Consider the following 15,805-nt stretch of genomic DNA (forward strand, 5'->3'; position numbering starts at 1 on the left):
CACACGAACCACGGGGTGGTTCGTATGAATACAGTCGAAGAGCACAAACAGGAGAAACACCCCCTCGATGTCGTCGACGACGTCTACGATTACGCCGAGGACGAACTCTCCTTCGAGGAGATCGAAGAGCGAGCGGGCGGCGGCGAGTGGGAGCGCCTGAAGTGGGCCGGGATGTACGCCCAAAAGCAGGAGGGCTACTTCATGATCCGGACCAAGGCGCCCGGCGGCTACCTGACGCCCGAACAGGCCGAAGTGATCGGCGAGGTCACCGACGACCTCGCGGTCGCCCCCGACGAGTACGGCGGCGAGGAGCAAAACGAACTTTGGGGCGACGCCTACCTCGACATCACGACCCGTCAGGACATCCAGAAACACTGGATCCGCGTCGAGGATGTCCCCGAGATGTGGGACCGCTACGACGAGGTCGGCCTGACGACCGTTCAGGGCTGTGGCGACTCCGCCCGGAACGTGCTGGGTTGCCCCGCCGCGGGTCTCGACGACCACGAGTGTTTCAACGCACAGCCGGTCATCGACGCCGTCAACGAGTTCTTCACGGAGAACCGCGAGTACGCCAACCTCCCGCGGAAGTTCAAGATGACGATCACCGGCTGTGCCCACGACTGCGCGCAGTCCCAGATCAACGACGTCGGCCTCGTCCCTGCGAAAAAGGAGATCGACGGCGAGCACCTCTACGGCTTCCACGCCCGCGTCGGCGGCGGCCTCTCCGACGGACCGCGGATGGGCTCCGAACTCGACGTGTTCATCAAACCAGAGGACGCCGTCGAGTTCTGCCGCGCCGTCGCCCAGACGTTCAAGGAGATCGGCGACCGCAACAACCGCGGCGTCTGCCGGATGCGCTATCTCGTCGAACAGCTCGGCCCGGAGAAGTTCGAGGAAGCGATCCGCGACCGCTGTACCGTCGATCTCCCGACCGGCGGCCAGAACCTGACCGTCGGCTACCAGGGCGACCACGTCGGCGTCCACGACCAGAAGCAAGACGGCCTCAAGTACGTCGGTTTCAACGTCATCGCCGGCCGCATGGGCGGCGACGAGTTTGCCGAGGCCGCCCGCGCCGCGAAAGAGTACGGTACCGAGGACGCCTCCGTCCGTCTAGCGACGGATCAGAACTTCCTCATCACTCACATCCCCGAGGAGAACGTCGACGACCTCCTCGCGGAGCCGTTCGCTCAGGAGTACAGTCCCGACCCCGGCCCGTTCTCGCGGGGCGCGGTCGGCTGTACGGGCAACGAGTTCTGTAACTACGCCATCATCGAGACGAAAAAGCGCACCAAGCGCTGGGCCCGCGAGCTCGACGAGCGCATCGACGTGCCCGACGACATCGAGGCCATCCGGATGCACATGTCCGGCTGCTCGGCCTCCTGTGCCCAGCCCCAGATCGCCGACATCGGCTTCCGCGGCGAGACCGTCAAACTCGAGGACGAAGACAGCCCCAACGAGGAGGGCGACAACCTCGTCGAAGGGATGGACTTCGGCCTCGGCGGCTCGCTGGGTGCGGAAAACGAGTTCCTCGACTGGATTCAGAACGCGGTGCCCGCCGATTCGGTGATCCCAGCACTCGAGCAATTGTTCGATGCCTACGCCGAGGATCGCGACGACGGCGAGAAGTTCTACGAGTGGTGTCGTCGCGTCGACAACGATCGGCTCCGGCAGGTTATGAACAGCGCTGAGGCACCGGTTGCGCGAGGTGTTGCCCATGGGGACTGACCGCGAGGACGAACGTAGTGAGTCCTCGAAGAAGCGAGCGGGTGCGAAGCGACACGCGAGCCGCGAGGCCTCGCTGCGCTCGGCCTCGGATCGAGCGAGCGGGGAGCGAAGCGACCCGCGAGGGAGCGACGACGAACGTCGCTTCCCCCGCGTCCCCGACTCGGACGACGATGACGACGCCGTCATCGTGCCGGACGCCGGCGCTGGCGCGTCCCGTTCTCGCGAGGGGACGGATCACGCTCGAGAGGGTGCAATCGCGACGGACGGCGGCGCTTCCGACGGCGACAGCTGCTCGCCCGATACCTGTACCTGCGGCGAGAAGACCCGAGAGACGACGACGGACCAGCCGGTCGCCACCGACGGTGCCGGCGTCGCCAACGTCGACGAGATGGGCGAACTCGGCGACCTCGAGTTCACCGAGCCCGCCGAGAACGCCAGTCAGGACGTCTACGACGACGCGCCCGACACCCGCGTCGGGATTCCCGAGGGCGTCGATCTGGACACGCCGGAGTACTCGATCCGGTCGCAGATGAACGACATCGAGACGCCGGACGAGAAGACCTGGTTCATGGAACTGGACGAGGCCGTCATCGACGCCGGCCGCTGTATCCAGTGTGGGACCTGTGTCGCCGCCTGCCCGTCGGACTCGATCGGCGTCGGCGACGACGGCCTGCCGGAACTGGTCAAGATGTGCACCGGCTGTTCGCTCTGTTGGGACTTCTGTCCCCGCGGCGGGCTCCGGTACGAGCGCCAGTGGAAGATCACCGGCGGCGAGGACAACGTCAAGGGTGCGGGCGACCCGATCACGGAGTTCTCCGCGAAGGTCGACGACGACTGGACCGACGGGGCCCAGGACGGCGGCGTCGTCACCGGCGTCCTCGCGACCCTACTCGAGGAAGGCGAGATCGACGGCGCGCTCGTCGCCACCGAGAGCGAGGACGAACCCTGGAAGGCCGAGAGCTTCCTCGCGACGACGACCGAGGAACTCATCGCAAACGCCGGCACGGTCTACAATCAGACCCTCGCGCTGGGGAACCTCGATCTCGAACAGTGGGAGCACAAGCTCCCCGACAAGGACTGGGCGGACCTCTCGTTGGCGATCGTCGGCACCCCCTGTGAGATCGAAGGTATCCGCGCTCTCCAGGACTTCGAGTGGGACTACCAGGCCCAGAACGAGGGCATTCGCGCGGTCGACTACACGATCGCGCTGATGTGCACCAAGAACTTCAACTACTACAGCCTCATGGGCGAGCAGTTGGAGGAAAAACGCGACATCTCGCCCGACGAGATCGGCAAGATGGACGTCCTCCACGGCAAGATGATGGTCTACGGCCACGACGGCGAGATGATTCTTGAGGAGGACATCGAGAACTTCCACGACGCCGCGCTCAAAGGCTGTGACGAGTGTGCCGACTTCACCGGCTTCTGTTCGGACATCACCGTCGGCTCCGTCGGCTCTTCCGACGAGTACTCGAGCGTCATCATCCGCACCGAGCAGGGGATGAAGGCGTGGGAGCTGACCGAGCCGAAACTCGACTACCACGATCTCGAGGACAAGTCGGCGGTCGGCAAGCTTCAGGGCTGGGACAAGAAGAAGGCCTTCGAAAGTCTCGAGCGGCCCTTCGACCCCGATGCGCCGCGGTTCATCGACTACACCGACCACGCCGAGAACTACGGCACGGCGCTGAATCCCCACGATCAGGGGCACTAAGGTCGAATCGTTTCCCGATTTTTCGTCGCTCGTTTCGTCACGACTCAGATCACGATCCCGGACTGTAAGATCGCGATCAGGACGGTCAGCGCCGGGATCGCCAGCAGCGTCGTCAGGAAGACGCACGTCGAGACGTACTCCGAGACGAGCACGCCCTCGGTTCGGGCGCTGCCGGCGAACTCGATGACCAGAATCAGCGGCGTCACGGCAGCGGGCATCGCCGTCTCGAGGACGAAGACGCGCGCGACGGTCGCGTTCTCGAAGCCGACGAGGAGGGCGACCCCGAGACCGACGGCGGGGGCGACGGCCATCTTGAGCGCGGTCGCGGGCCAGGCCCGCGAGACGGCGGTTGCGGTGTTCGAACGCGCGAGCTGGATCCCGAGGATGAGCAGCATGAGCGGGATCGAGGCGTCGCCGACGAGTTGGAGCGTCTCCATCGCCGCCGTGTCAGCGGGCGGGACGATATCCAGCGCACGCGCGCCCAGCGCGGCGACGACGGCGTATACGAGCGGGATGTAGAACACCCGCCGGACGCCCTCGAGGCCGGCGGAACCGCTGCTCCGGGAGGCGACGTAGACGCCGACGGTGTACATCAGCACGGACTGGACCGAGAGAAAGAGCACGGCCGTCTGACGGCCGACCGCGCCGAACGCGAAGTCCGAGACGGGAATGCCGAGGTTCCCCGAGTTGGTAAAGATCGCGACCAGCACGAGGGCGCTCAGCGCCGGTTCTTCCTCGCCGACGGCGCGCCCGACGAGTTCGGCGATCACCCACATCGCGGCCGTGAAGACGCCGATCCCGACTGCGACCCGCAGCAGCGTCGACGCCTCGAGCCTCGTCGTCGCGAGGCTGTGAAACACCAGCGCGGGAGCTAACACGTAGACGACGGCCGTGTTCAGCGGCTCCGGATCGATCTCTCTGACGGTGGCCAGCACGTAGCCCACGGCCGCGATGGCGACGATCGGCCCGACCGCGGAGGCGAAGATCGCGAGGAGGTCGGTCATCGGTCAGCGCTCGCCCCGCACCCGCGCGTTCGGCTCGAGGCGCTCGGCTGCCCCCGACCGGTCGTGTCCTGCATTACGGGGTCAGCTACTCCTCGTGCTCCCTATGGGGCTTACGATGCCGTCGCCGGAATCTGCTACTCGATTCCCGTCGCCGCTCGCCGTTTAAGTAGCTCTGGTCACAAGGTGTAGATACGACGGGAGGCTGGCCGTTCTCGCGGTGGAACTACCCGAGTAGCCTGGGGCTTCGGCGCGTTTATTCGGCGTGCACGGAACGTCTGCGTATGGGAGCCGACGCCCGAATCCGGGTCGCGACGCCGGCGGACGCGGCCGCCGTCCGCGACATCTACGCCCCGTTTTGTGAATCGACAGCGGTCACCTTCGAGGAAACCGCGCCCACCGAGGCCGAAATAGCCGGCCGGATCGAATCGACCCTCGAGACGCATCCCTGGCTCGTCTGCGAAACCGATACGGAGGTCGTCGGCTACGCCTACGCGGGGCCGCTGCGAACGCGCCGCGCCTACGAGTGGGTCGTCGAACTATCGATCTATCTCGCCGAGTCGATCCGCCGCTCGGGCGTCGGCCGGGCGCTGTACGAGTCGCTGTTCGCCGTCCTCGAGCGTCAGGGGATCCGCGACGCCTACGCCGTGACGACGGTTCCCAACCCCGGGACCGAGCGGTTCCACGAGTCCGTAGGGTTCGAGCGTGTGGTCGACTTTCCGGCGATCGGCTACGCGGACGGTGAGTGGCGAGACGTGGCCTGGTGGCGGCGGCCGCTGGCTGAGAAGCCAGACGAGCCCGACCGTCCGCGTCCGTTTCCTGCGGTCCGCGAGGACGAGGACTGCGAATCGCTCGTCCGGTCGGGCGAGTCGTCCCTCGGCCGGCCCTGAACGGATCGCGACCGCCACAGACCGAAGCCGCTTTCTTCGACCACCGACTGGTATCTCGCATGAATCCTTCGAGCTGGCGAACCTACCTCGTCACGCAGGCGTCGCTCTCGGGCGACCGATCGACGCTCGAGATCGTTCGGGCGGCTATCGACGGCGGCGTCGACGCCGTCCAGTTGCGCGAGAAAGACTCGAGCGCCCGGTCGCGGTACGAACTCGGACACGAACTGCGCGAGCTGACGGCTGAGGCGGGCGTCGACCTCATCGTCAACGATCGGATCGACATCGCACAGGCGATCGACGCCGACGGCGTCCACGTCGGCCAGTCGGACCTGCCCGTCGCTGTGGCTCGGGACCTGCTCGGAGCCGACGCGATCGTGGGCTGTTCGACCGCGACGGTCGCCAAAGCCCGGGAGGCGGAAGCCGAGGGCGCGGACTACCTCGGCGTCGGCGCGGTCTACGGCACCTCCTCGAAGGACGTGGCCGACGGCAAGGACGGAGTCGGGCCGGAGCGGATCGCCGCGATCGCCGACGCCGTCTCGATCCCGATCGTCGGCATCGGCGGTATCACGGCTGACAACGCCGGGCCGGTCGCCGAGGCCGGCGCGGCCGGCGTGGCCGTCATCAGCGAGATCACGGGAGCCCCGGACCCGCGATCCGCGACGGAGGCGCTCGCGGCGGCTGTCGAAACCCCGAAGGCCATCGATCACGGAGGGGCAGACGAATGAGTGTCACTGACATCGCCGCCGCGGACCTCGCGGACTCGGTCCGCGCAGTTCGGGAGACGGAGCCGCTCGTCCAGCATCTGACCAACACGGTGACGATCAACGACGTGGCGAACCTGACCCTCCACTGGGGCGGGCTGCCCGTGATGGCCGACTCCTTCGGCGACGCCGGCGAGATGGCCGACCTCGCGCGCGCGGTGCTGATCAACATCGGCCAGGTGCCCGACGGCCGCGTCGAGGCCATGCACGAAGCCGGCCGGAAAGCAAACGAACGGGGGATTCCGGTCGTCCTCGACCCCGTCGGCGTCGGCTCGACGCCCTCGCGGCAAGCGGTCGCCGAGAGCCTCCTCTCTGAGATCGACTTCACCGTCATCAAGGGCAACTACGGCGAGATCAGCGCACTCGCGGGCCTCGAGGCCGAGGTCAAGGGCGTCGAATCCGTCGGCGACTACGAGGAGATCGAGCGGACCGCCCGCTCGCTGGCCGACTCGACCGACACGGTCGTCGTCGCCTCGGGCGTCGACGACATCGTCGCGGACGCGGACGGCGCGGTCGAACTGGCCGCCGGCCACGAGATGCTCGGCGAGGTCGTCGGCACCGGCTGCATGCTCGGTGCAACCGTCGCCACCTTCTGTGGTGCACTCGAGGACACCCACGCCGCGGCCGTCCACGGCACGCTCGCGTTCGGGATCGCCGGCGAGCGCGCGGCCGACCTCGAGTACGCGGGGCCGGGCAGCTACCGGACGAACTTCCGCGACGCCGTCTACGGCCTGACCGGCGACGCAGCCGCCGCTCTCGATCTTGCAGACCGCGCCGAACAGGTCCTCTGAGTGGGGCCGATCGGAACCCATCACGATTCCTGAGATTCCCGTCGGTCGGAACGGATTGAAACCGTTTTCATCCCCCGGAACGAACTGTGAGCTATGGCTCGAGACGAACTCGAAAACGCGGCCGAGTCGATCGAACAGGCGGCCGACGCCGCGTCCGACGAGGAGGCACAGGAGCGACTCCAGAATCAGGCAGCGAAGTTCGCGGACTACGCCGACGCCGACCGCGGGCCGGACCACGGTCAGCTCGCGCGCCACGAACACATCCTGAACGACATCGCCGACGACGAAGGCGGCGACGTGGAATCGAACCTCGAGGACGCGCTCGAGTCGATCAGCGCGTTCCGGTCGACGGTCGAGGGTGTTTAGCGGTTCGGCGTCGAGGATCGAGGACGGGACGAGTATTTTTCAGCGGCTCGAGGAGTATCGATTCGACGTTGTTACGTGGCCTGCGAAAGCGTCTGTGAGTGAGCGATCGCGACGCGTCGCCTCGAGATCGAAGAATCGGGGTCAGAGTCCGTTATCGTGGCAACACCGGACCTCCTCGTCCTCCCCAGCCGACTCGTTCGTTCGCGTTGCTCACTCACTCGTCCCTCGCGCAGTATCACTGGTCGCCCTCGCTTTCGCTCGGCCGACCACCAGCGCACGCCACCGTGGCCAGTTGATCGATCAGGAACGAGGCAGAGGACGCCGCACCACTTTCCATAGACTGCGGCGCGTTCTTCCCACGAAACGGCTGACCGTCTCGCTCAACAGACGGGTTTCGGGTTCGCGCCCATTCCCTCGAGCGTCTCGACGTACTCGTCGTAGGCGGCCTGAATCGCGCCCGTCGCGGCCTCTTCGGCGCGCTCCCAGTCCTCGTCGGTCTCGCAAACGTCCTCGAGCAACTCTGTAGCGCGCTCGAGTTGGTCGTCCAGTTCCTCGCCGAAGCCGCGGAACAGGCTGGCGGTCTGGGGGTCGGCGTCGCCGACGAAGTAGCCGACGACCTGGTCTTTCGAGCGCTTGCTCGCGAGAATGCGGCCGACGAACGCGCCGACGCGTTCGACCGTCTCCTCGCGGTCCCGGAGGTACTCGTGGAGGTTCGGGACTTCCTCGGGTTCGTACTCGTCGTCGGCGAGTTTGCCGTCGACGGTCTCGTAGTGGTCTCGTTCCTCCTCGGCCGTGGCCTCGAAGGCCGCGCGGGCCTCGTCGTCGGCTTCGTCGTCGGCCCACTCGAGGAAGGTTTGCCAGGCGGCGTACTCGGCGTCGGCGGTCGCCTCGAGGACGGGTTCGGTGTCGATGTCGCCGCCGGTGTCTGCGTACAGCGACTTCGAGGAGCCGAGTCGCGAGAGTGCGGTCTGGTTTGCCTCGCTGACGGTCTCGACGAACGTGTCCGGATCGGTCATGGCGAGACCTTCGGGAGGGCTCGAGTTATGTCTATCGTGACGGCGGCAGCCGAGACGACCAGCCGCGCCCGCGGTGGCGGGCGATAGGCGGCGGCTACGGTTCGCGAGTGAACCCCCAACCGCGGCATAACAATATCGATCACCGGACTGTCATCGATCGGAATGAAACGACGAGCGTATCTCGTGACGGCCGCCGCGGCGACCCTCGGCGGCTGCGCCGCCCTGAGCGATTCGAGTGCGTCCGACGAGACTCCCGACGACGGCGACGACGGGAACACCACCCAGACGGACGCCCCGCAGGAGACGATCGACGAGGAGGCCGGCTCGTTCGACCGATTCGACGACCTCTCGATGTGGGAAGTGATGGAAGGCTCGCTGGAACTCGACACCGACCGGGCGTACGTCGGCGACCAGTCCGGCCGCATGGAAGCGACCGAAGCCGAGACGCGGGTGATGATCAAACGGCGCTTCGACACGCCGCGGGACCTCTCGAACGAGTTCCCCGCGCTGGCACTGGCGTCGGAGCAGGACATCGCCCCGTTCGTGCAGCTCACCGACACCGGCGGGAATCGGCTCCTCCTCCAGACCGATGTCCCGCCGGGGCTACCGCTGCTTCACCACAATCCGAGCGTCGCCCGTACCGACGGCGACCCGGACCTGAGTGCAATCAAACACGTCAAAATCTCGGCGTGGGCCGGCGAGGGTGACCCGGCGACAGTCTGGTGTGACGACCTCTACTTCGTCTCCCGACCGGAGACGGGGAAGGTCCTCATCCAGTTCGGCGACGGCACCGAGACCGCCTACACGCGGGCCCGTTCGACGCTGTCCGACCACGGCTTTCCCGCGACGGCGTTCGTCCCGACGAACTACGTCGGCCGCGAGGGCTACCTCAGCAGCGACCAGTTAGGGACCCTCTCGAGCGAGGGCTGGACGATCGGCAGTCAGGGCCAGTCGGGCAGCGGCCTCGTCGGGAAAAGCGAGTCCGAGCAACAACGTGAGATTCGGGGCGCGATCGACTGGCTCGAGCGCAACGGGTTCGAAGACGGCGCGAGCTACTTTGCCTATCCGCTCAACCGGTACGACGAGACGGCGATGACCCTCGTCGACGAACACCACGAGCTGGGCTTCGTCGGTGGCTACGCCGGTCACGCCGACCTGCTGAATCCGGCGCTCGCACCGCGTGCGGTCGGGCCGTCGGCCGACGAGGCAAAGCAACTGATCGACCGGACGGCGCAGTTCCGGACGATCACGACCCTCTCCTATCCGGAGCTCTCCGGCGAGACGGCCGCGGCGTTCGAGGAGACGATGTCGTACCTCGCGGACGCCGCATCGGCCGGCGATCTCGAGGTCGTCGGCCCGGACGAGGTCGCGTCGAATCACGTCTACGAGCCGTAGTCGGTCAGAAGACATCGAGTCCCCGTCGCGTTGCTGGCGCTCTTTTTGCAGGGACGACGACAACGGATGCGATAAAATTGCTCGGTCGGTCGTACGCTGTGCCGTTCAGTTGCCCTTCTCGATCGGGGCGTTGACCAGGTTGCCCCACTCGGTCCAGGAGCCGTCGTAGTTGACGGTGTCGTCGTAGCCGAGCAGTTCGTGCAGGGCGAACCACGCAACGGAGGATCGCTCGCCGATGCGGCAGTAGGCGACGGTCGTCTCGTCGCCGTCGATGTCCTCGTCGGCGTAGAGCTCCTCGAGCTCGTCGTAGGTCTTGAAGGTGCCGTCGTCGTTGGTCACGGCGGCCCACGAGATGTTCTTCGCGCCGGGGATGTGGCCGCCGCGCTGGGCGGTCTCCTGGAGTCCCGGGGGCGCGAGGACCTCGCCGGAGTACTCCTCGGGCGAGCGGACGTCGACGAGCGGAACGCCGCGCTCGATCGCGTTCTCGACGTCTTCGCGGTAGGCGCGGATGCTCTCGCGCGGGCCGGCGGCGTCGTACTCGGTCGCGGAGAAGTCGGTCTCCTCGTCGGTGGTCGGATAGTCGTTCTCGAGCCAGTACTCGCGGCCGCCGTCGAGCAGCTTGACGTCGTCGTGGCCGTAGTACTTGAACTGCCAGTAGGCGTAGGCGGCGAACCAGTTGGAGTTGTCGCCGTAGAGGACGACCGTGTCGTCCTCGCTGATGCCGTGGCTGCCGAGCAGGTCCTCGAAGTCCGCCTTCTCGAGAATGTCTCGCTGGGTCTGGTCCTGAAGCTGCGTCTCCCAGTTGAACCCGATCGCGCCGGGGGCGTGCTCTTCCTCGTAGGCTTCCGTGTCGACGTCGACCTCGACCAGCCGGAGGTCGGAGTCGTCGTCTTCGAAGTCCTCGAGTCGCTCCTCGACCCAATCGGCCGTGACGAGTACGTCGTTGGCGTAGTCGCTTGCCATACACGGCCGTTCAATGGCGACACACAAAGGGACTTCTTAACCGGTCAATTCGGACACCGGTCGATCCTGTCGGACAAAATTGCCGCTTCACTCGGCGCTCGAGCGCCGTTTTCGTCGGACTGGCGACCGAATCCGGCGGTGTCGGCTCTCGCTCGGTACATTTTGGGCTATACCGAGGGGATTTCTCGCCGGACACCAGCAAAGATTGCCACTGTCCCGGTAGCCGAAATTCGGTGCGAAATCGGTGCGTACTCGGGTCTGCGTTTCGTATGGATCGCCTAATGGACGAAACCGTCGTCGTCTCCCCCGACTGGCTCGCATCGCGTCTGGACGATCCCACCGTCTGCATCGTCGACGTCAGAGACGCCTGGGAGTACGACGGCATCGGCCACATTCCGGGTGCGGTGAGCATCCCGTTCGACAGCTACCGCGACGAGAGCGACGTCGATCGGGGCACCCTGCCCGGTGCCGAGGCCTTCGCCGATCTGCTGGGGGCGGCGGGGATCGAGCCCGACGACACGATCGTCGCCTACGACGACACCCACGGGGTCTTCGCCGCCCGCTTCGTCCTCACCGCGCTCGAGTACGGCCACGACGACGTGCGCCTGCTCGACGGCGACTACAGCGCCTGGAACCGGGAGTACGAGACCACGAGCGACGCGCTCGAGATCGAACCGACCGACTACGAGCCCGATCCGCTGGCACCCGAGGAGAGCCCGCTGGTCGGCTACGACGCCGTCGCGGACGCCCTCGAGCGCGACGCCCTGTTCGTCGACACCCGCGAGAAAGACGAGTTCGAGGAAGCCCGCCTGCCCGGCGCGGTGCGGTTCGACTGGCGCGAGGCCGTCGACGACGAGACGCGGCGGCTGAAACCCGAAGCCGAACTCGAGGACCTGCTCGCCGACCACGGGATCACCCCGGATCGCGAAATCGTCCTCTACTGTAACACGGCGCGCCGGATCAGCCACACCTACGTCGTCCTGCAAGCGCTGGGCTACGAGAACGTGGCCTTCTACGAGGGGAGCCTGACGGAGTGGCTCGAAAACGACGGCGCAGTCGAGCGCGGCCCGGTCGACGAGTAACTGTTCCGATCGCCCGCGAGCCGGCCGCCGACCTATTGCTATCCCGTACGTTGATGGTCATCGACACGAATCGGGAGCCATGAATGCGGCTATCGGCCGGCGTCGGTTCCTCCTCGCGACCGCCGGCGCGAGCGCGCTCGCGGGCTGTTCGTCCTCGAGCACCGGCGATTCGCCGTCGAACGAGACCGCCGAGAACCCGGACGCGACTGCGTCGGTGGAACTCGAGGGACTCTCGGCGACGCTCCAGTACGTCCGTCCGGCGACCGACGAGGGACGGCCCGAGGTCCTCGCGACCGAGGGCCACCAGTACGTCGTCGCCGCGTTCGATGCAGCGACGGTCGACGCGAGCGATGTCGCGTTTCGACTGGACGGGACCGAGTACACCGGTTCGTTCACCGCGACGAGGGACGGCCGACTCGAGATCGGGTTCGAGGTCCCTCGCGACGTGGCGGCCGAGAGCGGGGCCGTGCTGGTCGGCGGCGAATCGAACTCGGTTTACCGGGACGTTCTGGATCGCCTGGCGAACCCGCCCCGGTTCACGAACGTCTCGTTCGACGCCGACCCGGAGGTTCGGCCCGGTGCGTTCATGGGGCTCGACGTTCGGGTCTGGAACAAGGGTGGACCGGGTTCGTTCGAAGGCGTTTTCGACGTGTCAGGCGCGCCGCCGAAGGTGTTCTCGGAGCAGGTCGACAGCGGAACGTACGCCAGCTTCATGACCTACGTAACGATCGACGAGGACGCGGGGGCGGGGGAGCGAACGGCGGTGTTCGACACCGGATTCGAGGAGTACACCGTCCCGTTTTCGATCGTCGACCCCGAATCGGCGTAGTGCCGACCCGATAGCGGCGCTGGGGCGCGACTGCGGTGTCAGGAGTCGTCTCCGTCGACGGTCGGTAGCGTGAACCGAAACGTCGCCCCCTCTCCGGGCTCGGTATCGACCCAGATCTCGCCGCCGTGGCGCTCGACGATACGCCGACAGAGCGCGAGCCCGATCCCCGTCCCGGCGTGTTCCTCGTGGCTGTGGAGCCGCTCGAAGACGTCGAAGATCCGTTCCCGGTCGTCGGGATCGATGCCGATCCCCTCGTCGCTGACCGAGACGAGCCAGTCGCTTTCCGCTCGGCTGGCCGCGACGCGAATCGTCGGCGGCTCGTCGCCGCTGTACGTGATCGCGTTCGTTAGCAGGTTCTGGAACACTTGCCGCAACTGATCCGCGTCTCCCTCGACGCGAGGTAACGACTCGCTCGAGAGCGTCGCGTCGGTCTCCGCGAGCTTGAACCGCAGATCGCTCCGCACGTCCTCGAGCACGGCGTCGAGATCGACGGGCTCGAAGGGGTCGCCCTGCGTCTCGACCCTGGAATAGGCGAGCAGGCCGTCGATCATCTCGCGCATGCGCTCGGCGCCGTCGACGGCGTACGCGATGAACTCCCGACCGTCGGAATCGAGGTCGTCACCGTAGCGATCCTCGACGAGCGAGAGGTAACTGGAGACCATTCGCAGCGGTTCTTTGAGATCGTGGGAGGCGGTGTACGCGAACTGCTCGAGCCGTTCGTTCGACGCCTCGAGGTCGCGCTCGTACTGCCGGCGCTCGAGTTCGGCGCTCACCCAGTTGCCGAGCAGTTCGACGAACGTGACCTCCCAGTCGGTGAACTCCTCGACCCGCGCCTCCATGTCGTAGAAGCAGAACGTGCCGTACACCTCGTCGCCGACCGAGACCGGCGTGCCGAGATAGCAGGAGATGCCCCACTCGGCGTTCCCGGTCCGGTCGGCGAGTTCCGGCGCGTCCGCGTCGACGTCCTCGAGGACCAGCGTCCGTTCGGCGTTGACGACGCGTTCGCAGTTCGTCGCGGACAGCGCGGTGGCGTCACCGGCCTCCAAGTCGGCGTTGGCGGGCGCGTCGACGGCCTCGAAGATGTACTCGTCGGCGTCCTCGTGGACATGAGACAGCGTCGCGTAGTCCGTGCCGATCGTCTGCCGGACGACGCTCAGCAGCGACTCGATCTGGTCGGTGAACGGCCGATCGGGGTCCGCGATCACTTCGTAGGCGTCTTGCAGTGCCCGTTCGCGGTCCCGGAGTCGTGCCGCCCGCCGCGTGCGCTCGCTGCCGATCCGTATCGAAACCGTCAGCCCCGTTTCGGAGGGATACGCACGCCCGTCGAGGCTGGCGGCGAGCGACTCGGAGACGGTTTCGAACGCGACCGGTTCCTGGGTCCGCATCGCCCGCTCGTACTCGTCCCGAAGCGCCGAACCGACCGCCTCGGGGACGCCGTCCCAGACGACCGTTCCGAGTAACTCCGTCTCCGATCGCTCGAGCAACCGCTCGGTTCGCTCGTTGCAGAACGTCAACCGCCACTCCTCGTCGACCGCGAAGACGGCGTCGGTGATACGCCCATAGGCCGTCGCAACGTCGCTTTCCTGCGGTCCGGGCGAGTCCGATCGCTCGGCCATTTGCTACTGTGAGGGGTCTGCCACTAATAAACTATCCGCTGCTCACGTCCCGCCAGTCCGGGGCCGTCGAGTACGTCGTGTCGGAGAGTTCGTCGAACGCCGAATACACGACCTCGTTCAGCGCCGGATGAACGTGAACCGGCTTCGCCACGTCCTCGACGGTCCCGTCGGCGCTGTCCATCGCGACGACGACCTCGTGGAGCAACGTCGCCGCCTGGGGGCCGACAATGTGACAACCCAGGATCTCGCCGTCCGGCGCGGCGAGTGCCTTCACGAACGCCTCGTCGGCCTCGAGGATCATCCCCAGCGGCGCGGCCCCGTAGGGCGTGGTCACGGCCTCGTACTCGCGGCCCTCGTCCTCGAGTTCTCCTTCCGTCAGCCCGACGCTCGCGACCCGCGGATCGGTGAAGATTGCGTGGGGCATGGCCCGATAGTCGACTTCTTTCCCCGCGTCGTCTCGTGGCTTCGCCGCTCGGCTGTCCGAGGCGGTACGCGCTTCGCCGTTGAGGATGTTTGCAGCGACGACGCTCGATTCGTAGTCGGCCGCGTGCTTGAACGGTTGCTCGCCGAGAACGTCACCGAGCGCCCAGACCCTGTCCGCGGTCGTCTCGAGTCGCCCGTCGGTCTCGACGTAGCCCTCGTCGTCCGTTTCGACGCCGGCCGCCTCGAGCTCGAGCGTGTCGGTGTTCGGACGGCGGCCCGTCGCCAGCAGGAGGCCGTCGGCCTCGAGTTCGATGGTCTCGTCGCTGTCACCGTCGCCGCTCCCGTCGGCCGCGGATTCGGCGGTCACCGTGATGCCGCCGGCCCCGGTCTCGTCGACCGAGGCCGCTTTATAGCTCGTGTAGACGTCACAGTAGGTCTCGAGCGAGTCGGTCACGGCCGCGCTCACGTCGTCGTCCTCGCGGGGGACGAGCCGGTCGCTGCGGCCGACGATCGAGACCGCGGTCCCCAACGCGGCGAAGAAGTAGCCCAGTTCGGCACCGATGTAGCCGCCGCCGACGATCACGAGGTCATCGGGCCGCTCGTCGAGAAAGAGCGCGTCGTCGCTCGTGAGATAATCGACATCCTCGAGCCCGTCGATCGGCGGGACCATCGGCCGGCTCCCGACGGCGATGACGACGTGTTCGCCGCGTACCGTTCCGCCATTCCCACCGTCTTCGGTGGCGCTCCCCGCCTCGGCTTCTGTCGGCTCGACCTCGAGCGTTCGGTCGTCGACGAATCGCCCCTCGCCCCGGTAGAGGGCGACGTTCTCGTTCTCTCGGAGGCTCGTGGCCTGATTGTCCGCCTTCTGGAAGACCGTGTCGCGAATCGCGGTCGTGATTTCGTCGTAATCGATCCCGGTCAGCTCCGCGTGCACGCCGAACGCGTCGGCGCGGCGCAGTTCGCTGACTACGTCGGCCCGGTGGATCAGTGCCTTCGAGGGGACACAGCCCCGCGTGACGCAGGCTCCTCCGAGCGGGCCGCGCTCGATCACGGCCGCTTCGAGGCCCTGCTCGGCCGCCGCGGTGGCGACCTGGCTTCCCGATCCCCCGCCGACGACGACGATGTCGTATTCGTCCATACGGGGTCCGACCACGAACGACCGCGTAAAATTGGAGCCTGCTATTCGCGCGGTCGACGGTCCGTCCTCCGATCCGCCGAGACCGCCGCTAGGGACCG

The 15,805-nt window shown here is 66.9% G+C and carries 14 protein-coding genes; 9 read left to right on the plus strand and 5 right to left on the minus strand.

The features are described 5' to 3' along the window. The first annotated feature begins 24 nt into the window (after positions 1-24). A complete protein-coding gene (locus NKH51_RS15835; RefSeq protein WP_254762638.1) occupies positions 25-1,725 on the plus strand; it encodes a nitrite/sulfite reductase in 1,701 nt (566 codons plus the stop codon). After that, complete coding sequence (locus tag NKH51_RS15840) at positions 1,715-3,436, plus strand: Coenzyme F420 hydrogenase/dehydrogenase, beta subunit C-terminal domain (protein WP_254762639.1); 1,722 nt, start codon at positions 1,715-1,717, stop codon at positions 3,434-3,436. Before NKH51_RS15835 ends, NKH51_RS15840 begins: the two co-directional genes overlap by 11 nt. Before the next feature lie 44 nt (positions 3,437-3,480). Here NKH51_RS15840 and NKH51_RS15845 read toward each other — a convergent pair whose 3' ends face one another. Beyond that, positions 3,481-4,440, minus strand: a complete 960-nt coding sequence (locus NKH51_RS15845; protein ID WP_254762640.1) for an AEC family transporter — start codon at positions 4,438-4,440, stop codon at positions 3,481-3,483. 281 nt (positions 4,441-4,721) lie between these two features. On the opposite strand from NKH51_RS15845, the gene NKH51_RS15850 reads away from it, so the two are divergent. The 4 genes from NKH51_RS15850 (at position 4,722) to NKH51_RS15865 (ending at position 7,245) form a co-directional block, all read left to right on the plus strand. Next, positions 4,722-5,327, plus strand: coding sequence for a GNAT family N-acetyltransferase (locus tag NKH51_RS15850; protein WP_254762641.1), 606 nt, complete (start codon positions 4,722-4,724; stop codon positions 5,325-5,327). 59 nt (positions 5,328-5,386) lie between these two features. Beyond that, complete coding sequence (gene thiE, locus NKH51_RS15855; RefSeq protein WP_254762642.1) at positions 5,387-6,052, plus strand: thiamine phosphate synthase; 666 nt, start codon at positions 5,387-5,389, stop codon at positions 6,050-6,052. After that, complete coding sequence (gene thiM / locus NKH51_RS15860; protein WP_254762643.1) at positions 6,049-6,879, plus strand: hydroxyethylthiazole kinase; 831 nt, start codon at positions 6,049-6,051, stop codon at positions 6,877-6,879. Before thiE ends, thiM begins: the two co-directional genes overlap by 4 nt. Positions 6,880-6,972: 93 nt before the next feature. Next, on the plus strand, positions 6,973-7,245 hold the full coding sequence (locus NKH51_RS15865; protein ID WP_254762644.1) for a DUF7553 family protein: 273 nt from the start codon (positions 6,973-6,975) through the stop codon (positions 7,243-7,245). Between the two features lie 380 nt (positions 7,246-7,625). Here the strand turns inward: NKH51_RS15865 and NKH51_RS15870 are convergent, their stop codons facing one another. Next, positions 7,626-8,261, minus strand: a complete 636-nt coding sequence (locus NKH51_RS15870) for a rubrerythrin family protein (protein ID WP_254762645.1) — start codon at positions 8,259-8,261, stop codon at positions 7,626-7,628. Positions 8,262-8,423: 162 nt separating this feature from the next. On the opposite strand from NKH51_RS15870, the gene NKH51_RS15875 reads away from it, so the two are divergent. Next, on the plus strand, positions 8,424-9,656 hold the full coding sequence (locus NKH51_RS15875; RefSeq protein WP_254762646.1) for a polysaccharide deacetylase family protein: 1,233 nt from the start codon (positions 8,424-8,426) through the stop codon (positions 9,654-9,656). Positions 9,657-9,761: 105 nt separating this feature from the next. On the opposite strand, the gene NKH51_RS15880 is transcribed toward NKH51_RS15875, so the two are convergent. Continuing rightward, the gene (locus NKH51_RS15880; protein ID WP_254762647.1) at positions 9,762-10,619 is read right to left on the minus strand and encodes a sulfurtransferase; all 858 of its coding nucleotides are present in this window, start codon (positions 10,617-10,619) and stop codon (positions 9,762-9,764) included. A gap of 281 nt (positions 10,620-10,900) precedes the next feature. On the opposite strand from NKH51_RS15880, the gene NKH51_RS15885 reads away from it, so the two are divergent. Together NKH51_RS15885 and NKH51_RS15890 are read left to right on the plus strand one after the other, a co-directional pair. Further along, on the plus strand, positions 10,901-11,701 hold the full coding sequence (locus NKH51_RS15885; protein ID WP_254765169.1) for a sulfurtransferase: 801 nt from the start codon (positions 10,901-10,903) through the stop codon (positions 11,699-11,701). Positions 11,702-11,780: 79 nt separating this feature from the next. Continuing rightward, on the plus strand, positions 11,781-12,530 hold the full coding sequence (locus NKH51_RS15890; RefSeq protein WP_254762648.1) for a hypothetical protein: 750 nt from the start codon (positions 11,781-11,783) through the stop codon (positions 12,528-12,530). Positions 12,531-12,568: 38 nt separating this feature from the next. Here the strand turns inward: NKH51_RS15890 and NKH51_RS15895 are convergent, their stop codons facing one another. Next, positions 12,569-14,146 (minus strand): sensor histidine kinase, encoded by a 1,578-nt coding sequence (locus tag NKH51_RS15895; RefSeq protein ID WP_254762649.1) that lies wholly within the window; start codon positions 14,144-14,146, stop codon positions 12,569-12,571. A gap of 31 nt (positions 14,147-14,177) precedes the next feature. Beyond that, the gene (locus tag NKH51_RS15900) at positions 14,178-15,707 is read right to left on the minus strand and encodes a dihydrolipoyl dehydrogenase (RefSeq protein ID WP_254762650.1); all 1,530 of its coding nucleotides are present in this window, start codon (positions 15,705-15,707) and stop codon (positions 14,178-14,180) included. Positions 15,708-15,805: the final 98 nt, after the last annotated feature.

It is taken from the genome of Natrinema marinum (assembly GCF_024296685.1).
In the GTDB taxonomy this organism is placed as follows: Archaea; Halobacteriota; Halobacteria; order Halobacteriales; family Natrialbaceae; genus Natrinema; species Natrinema marinum.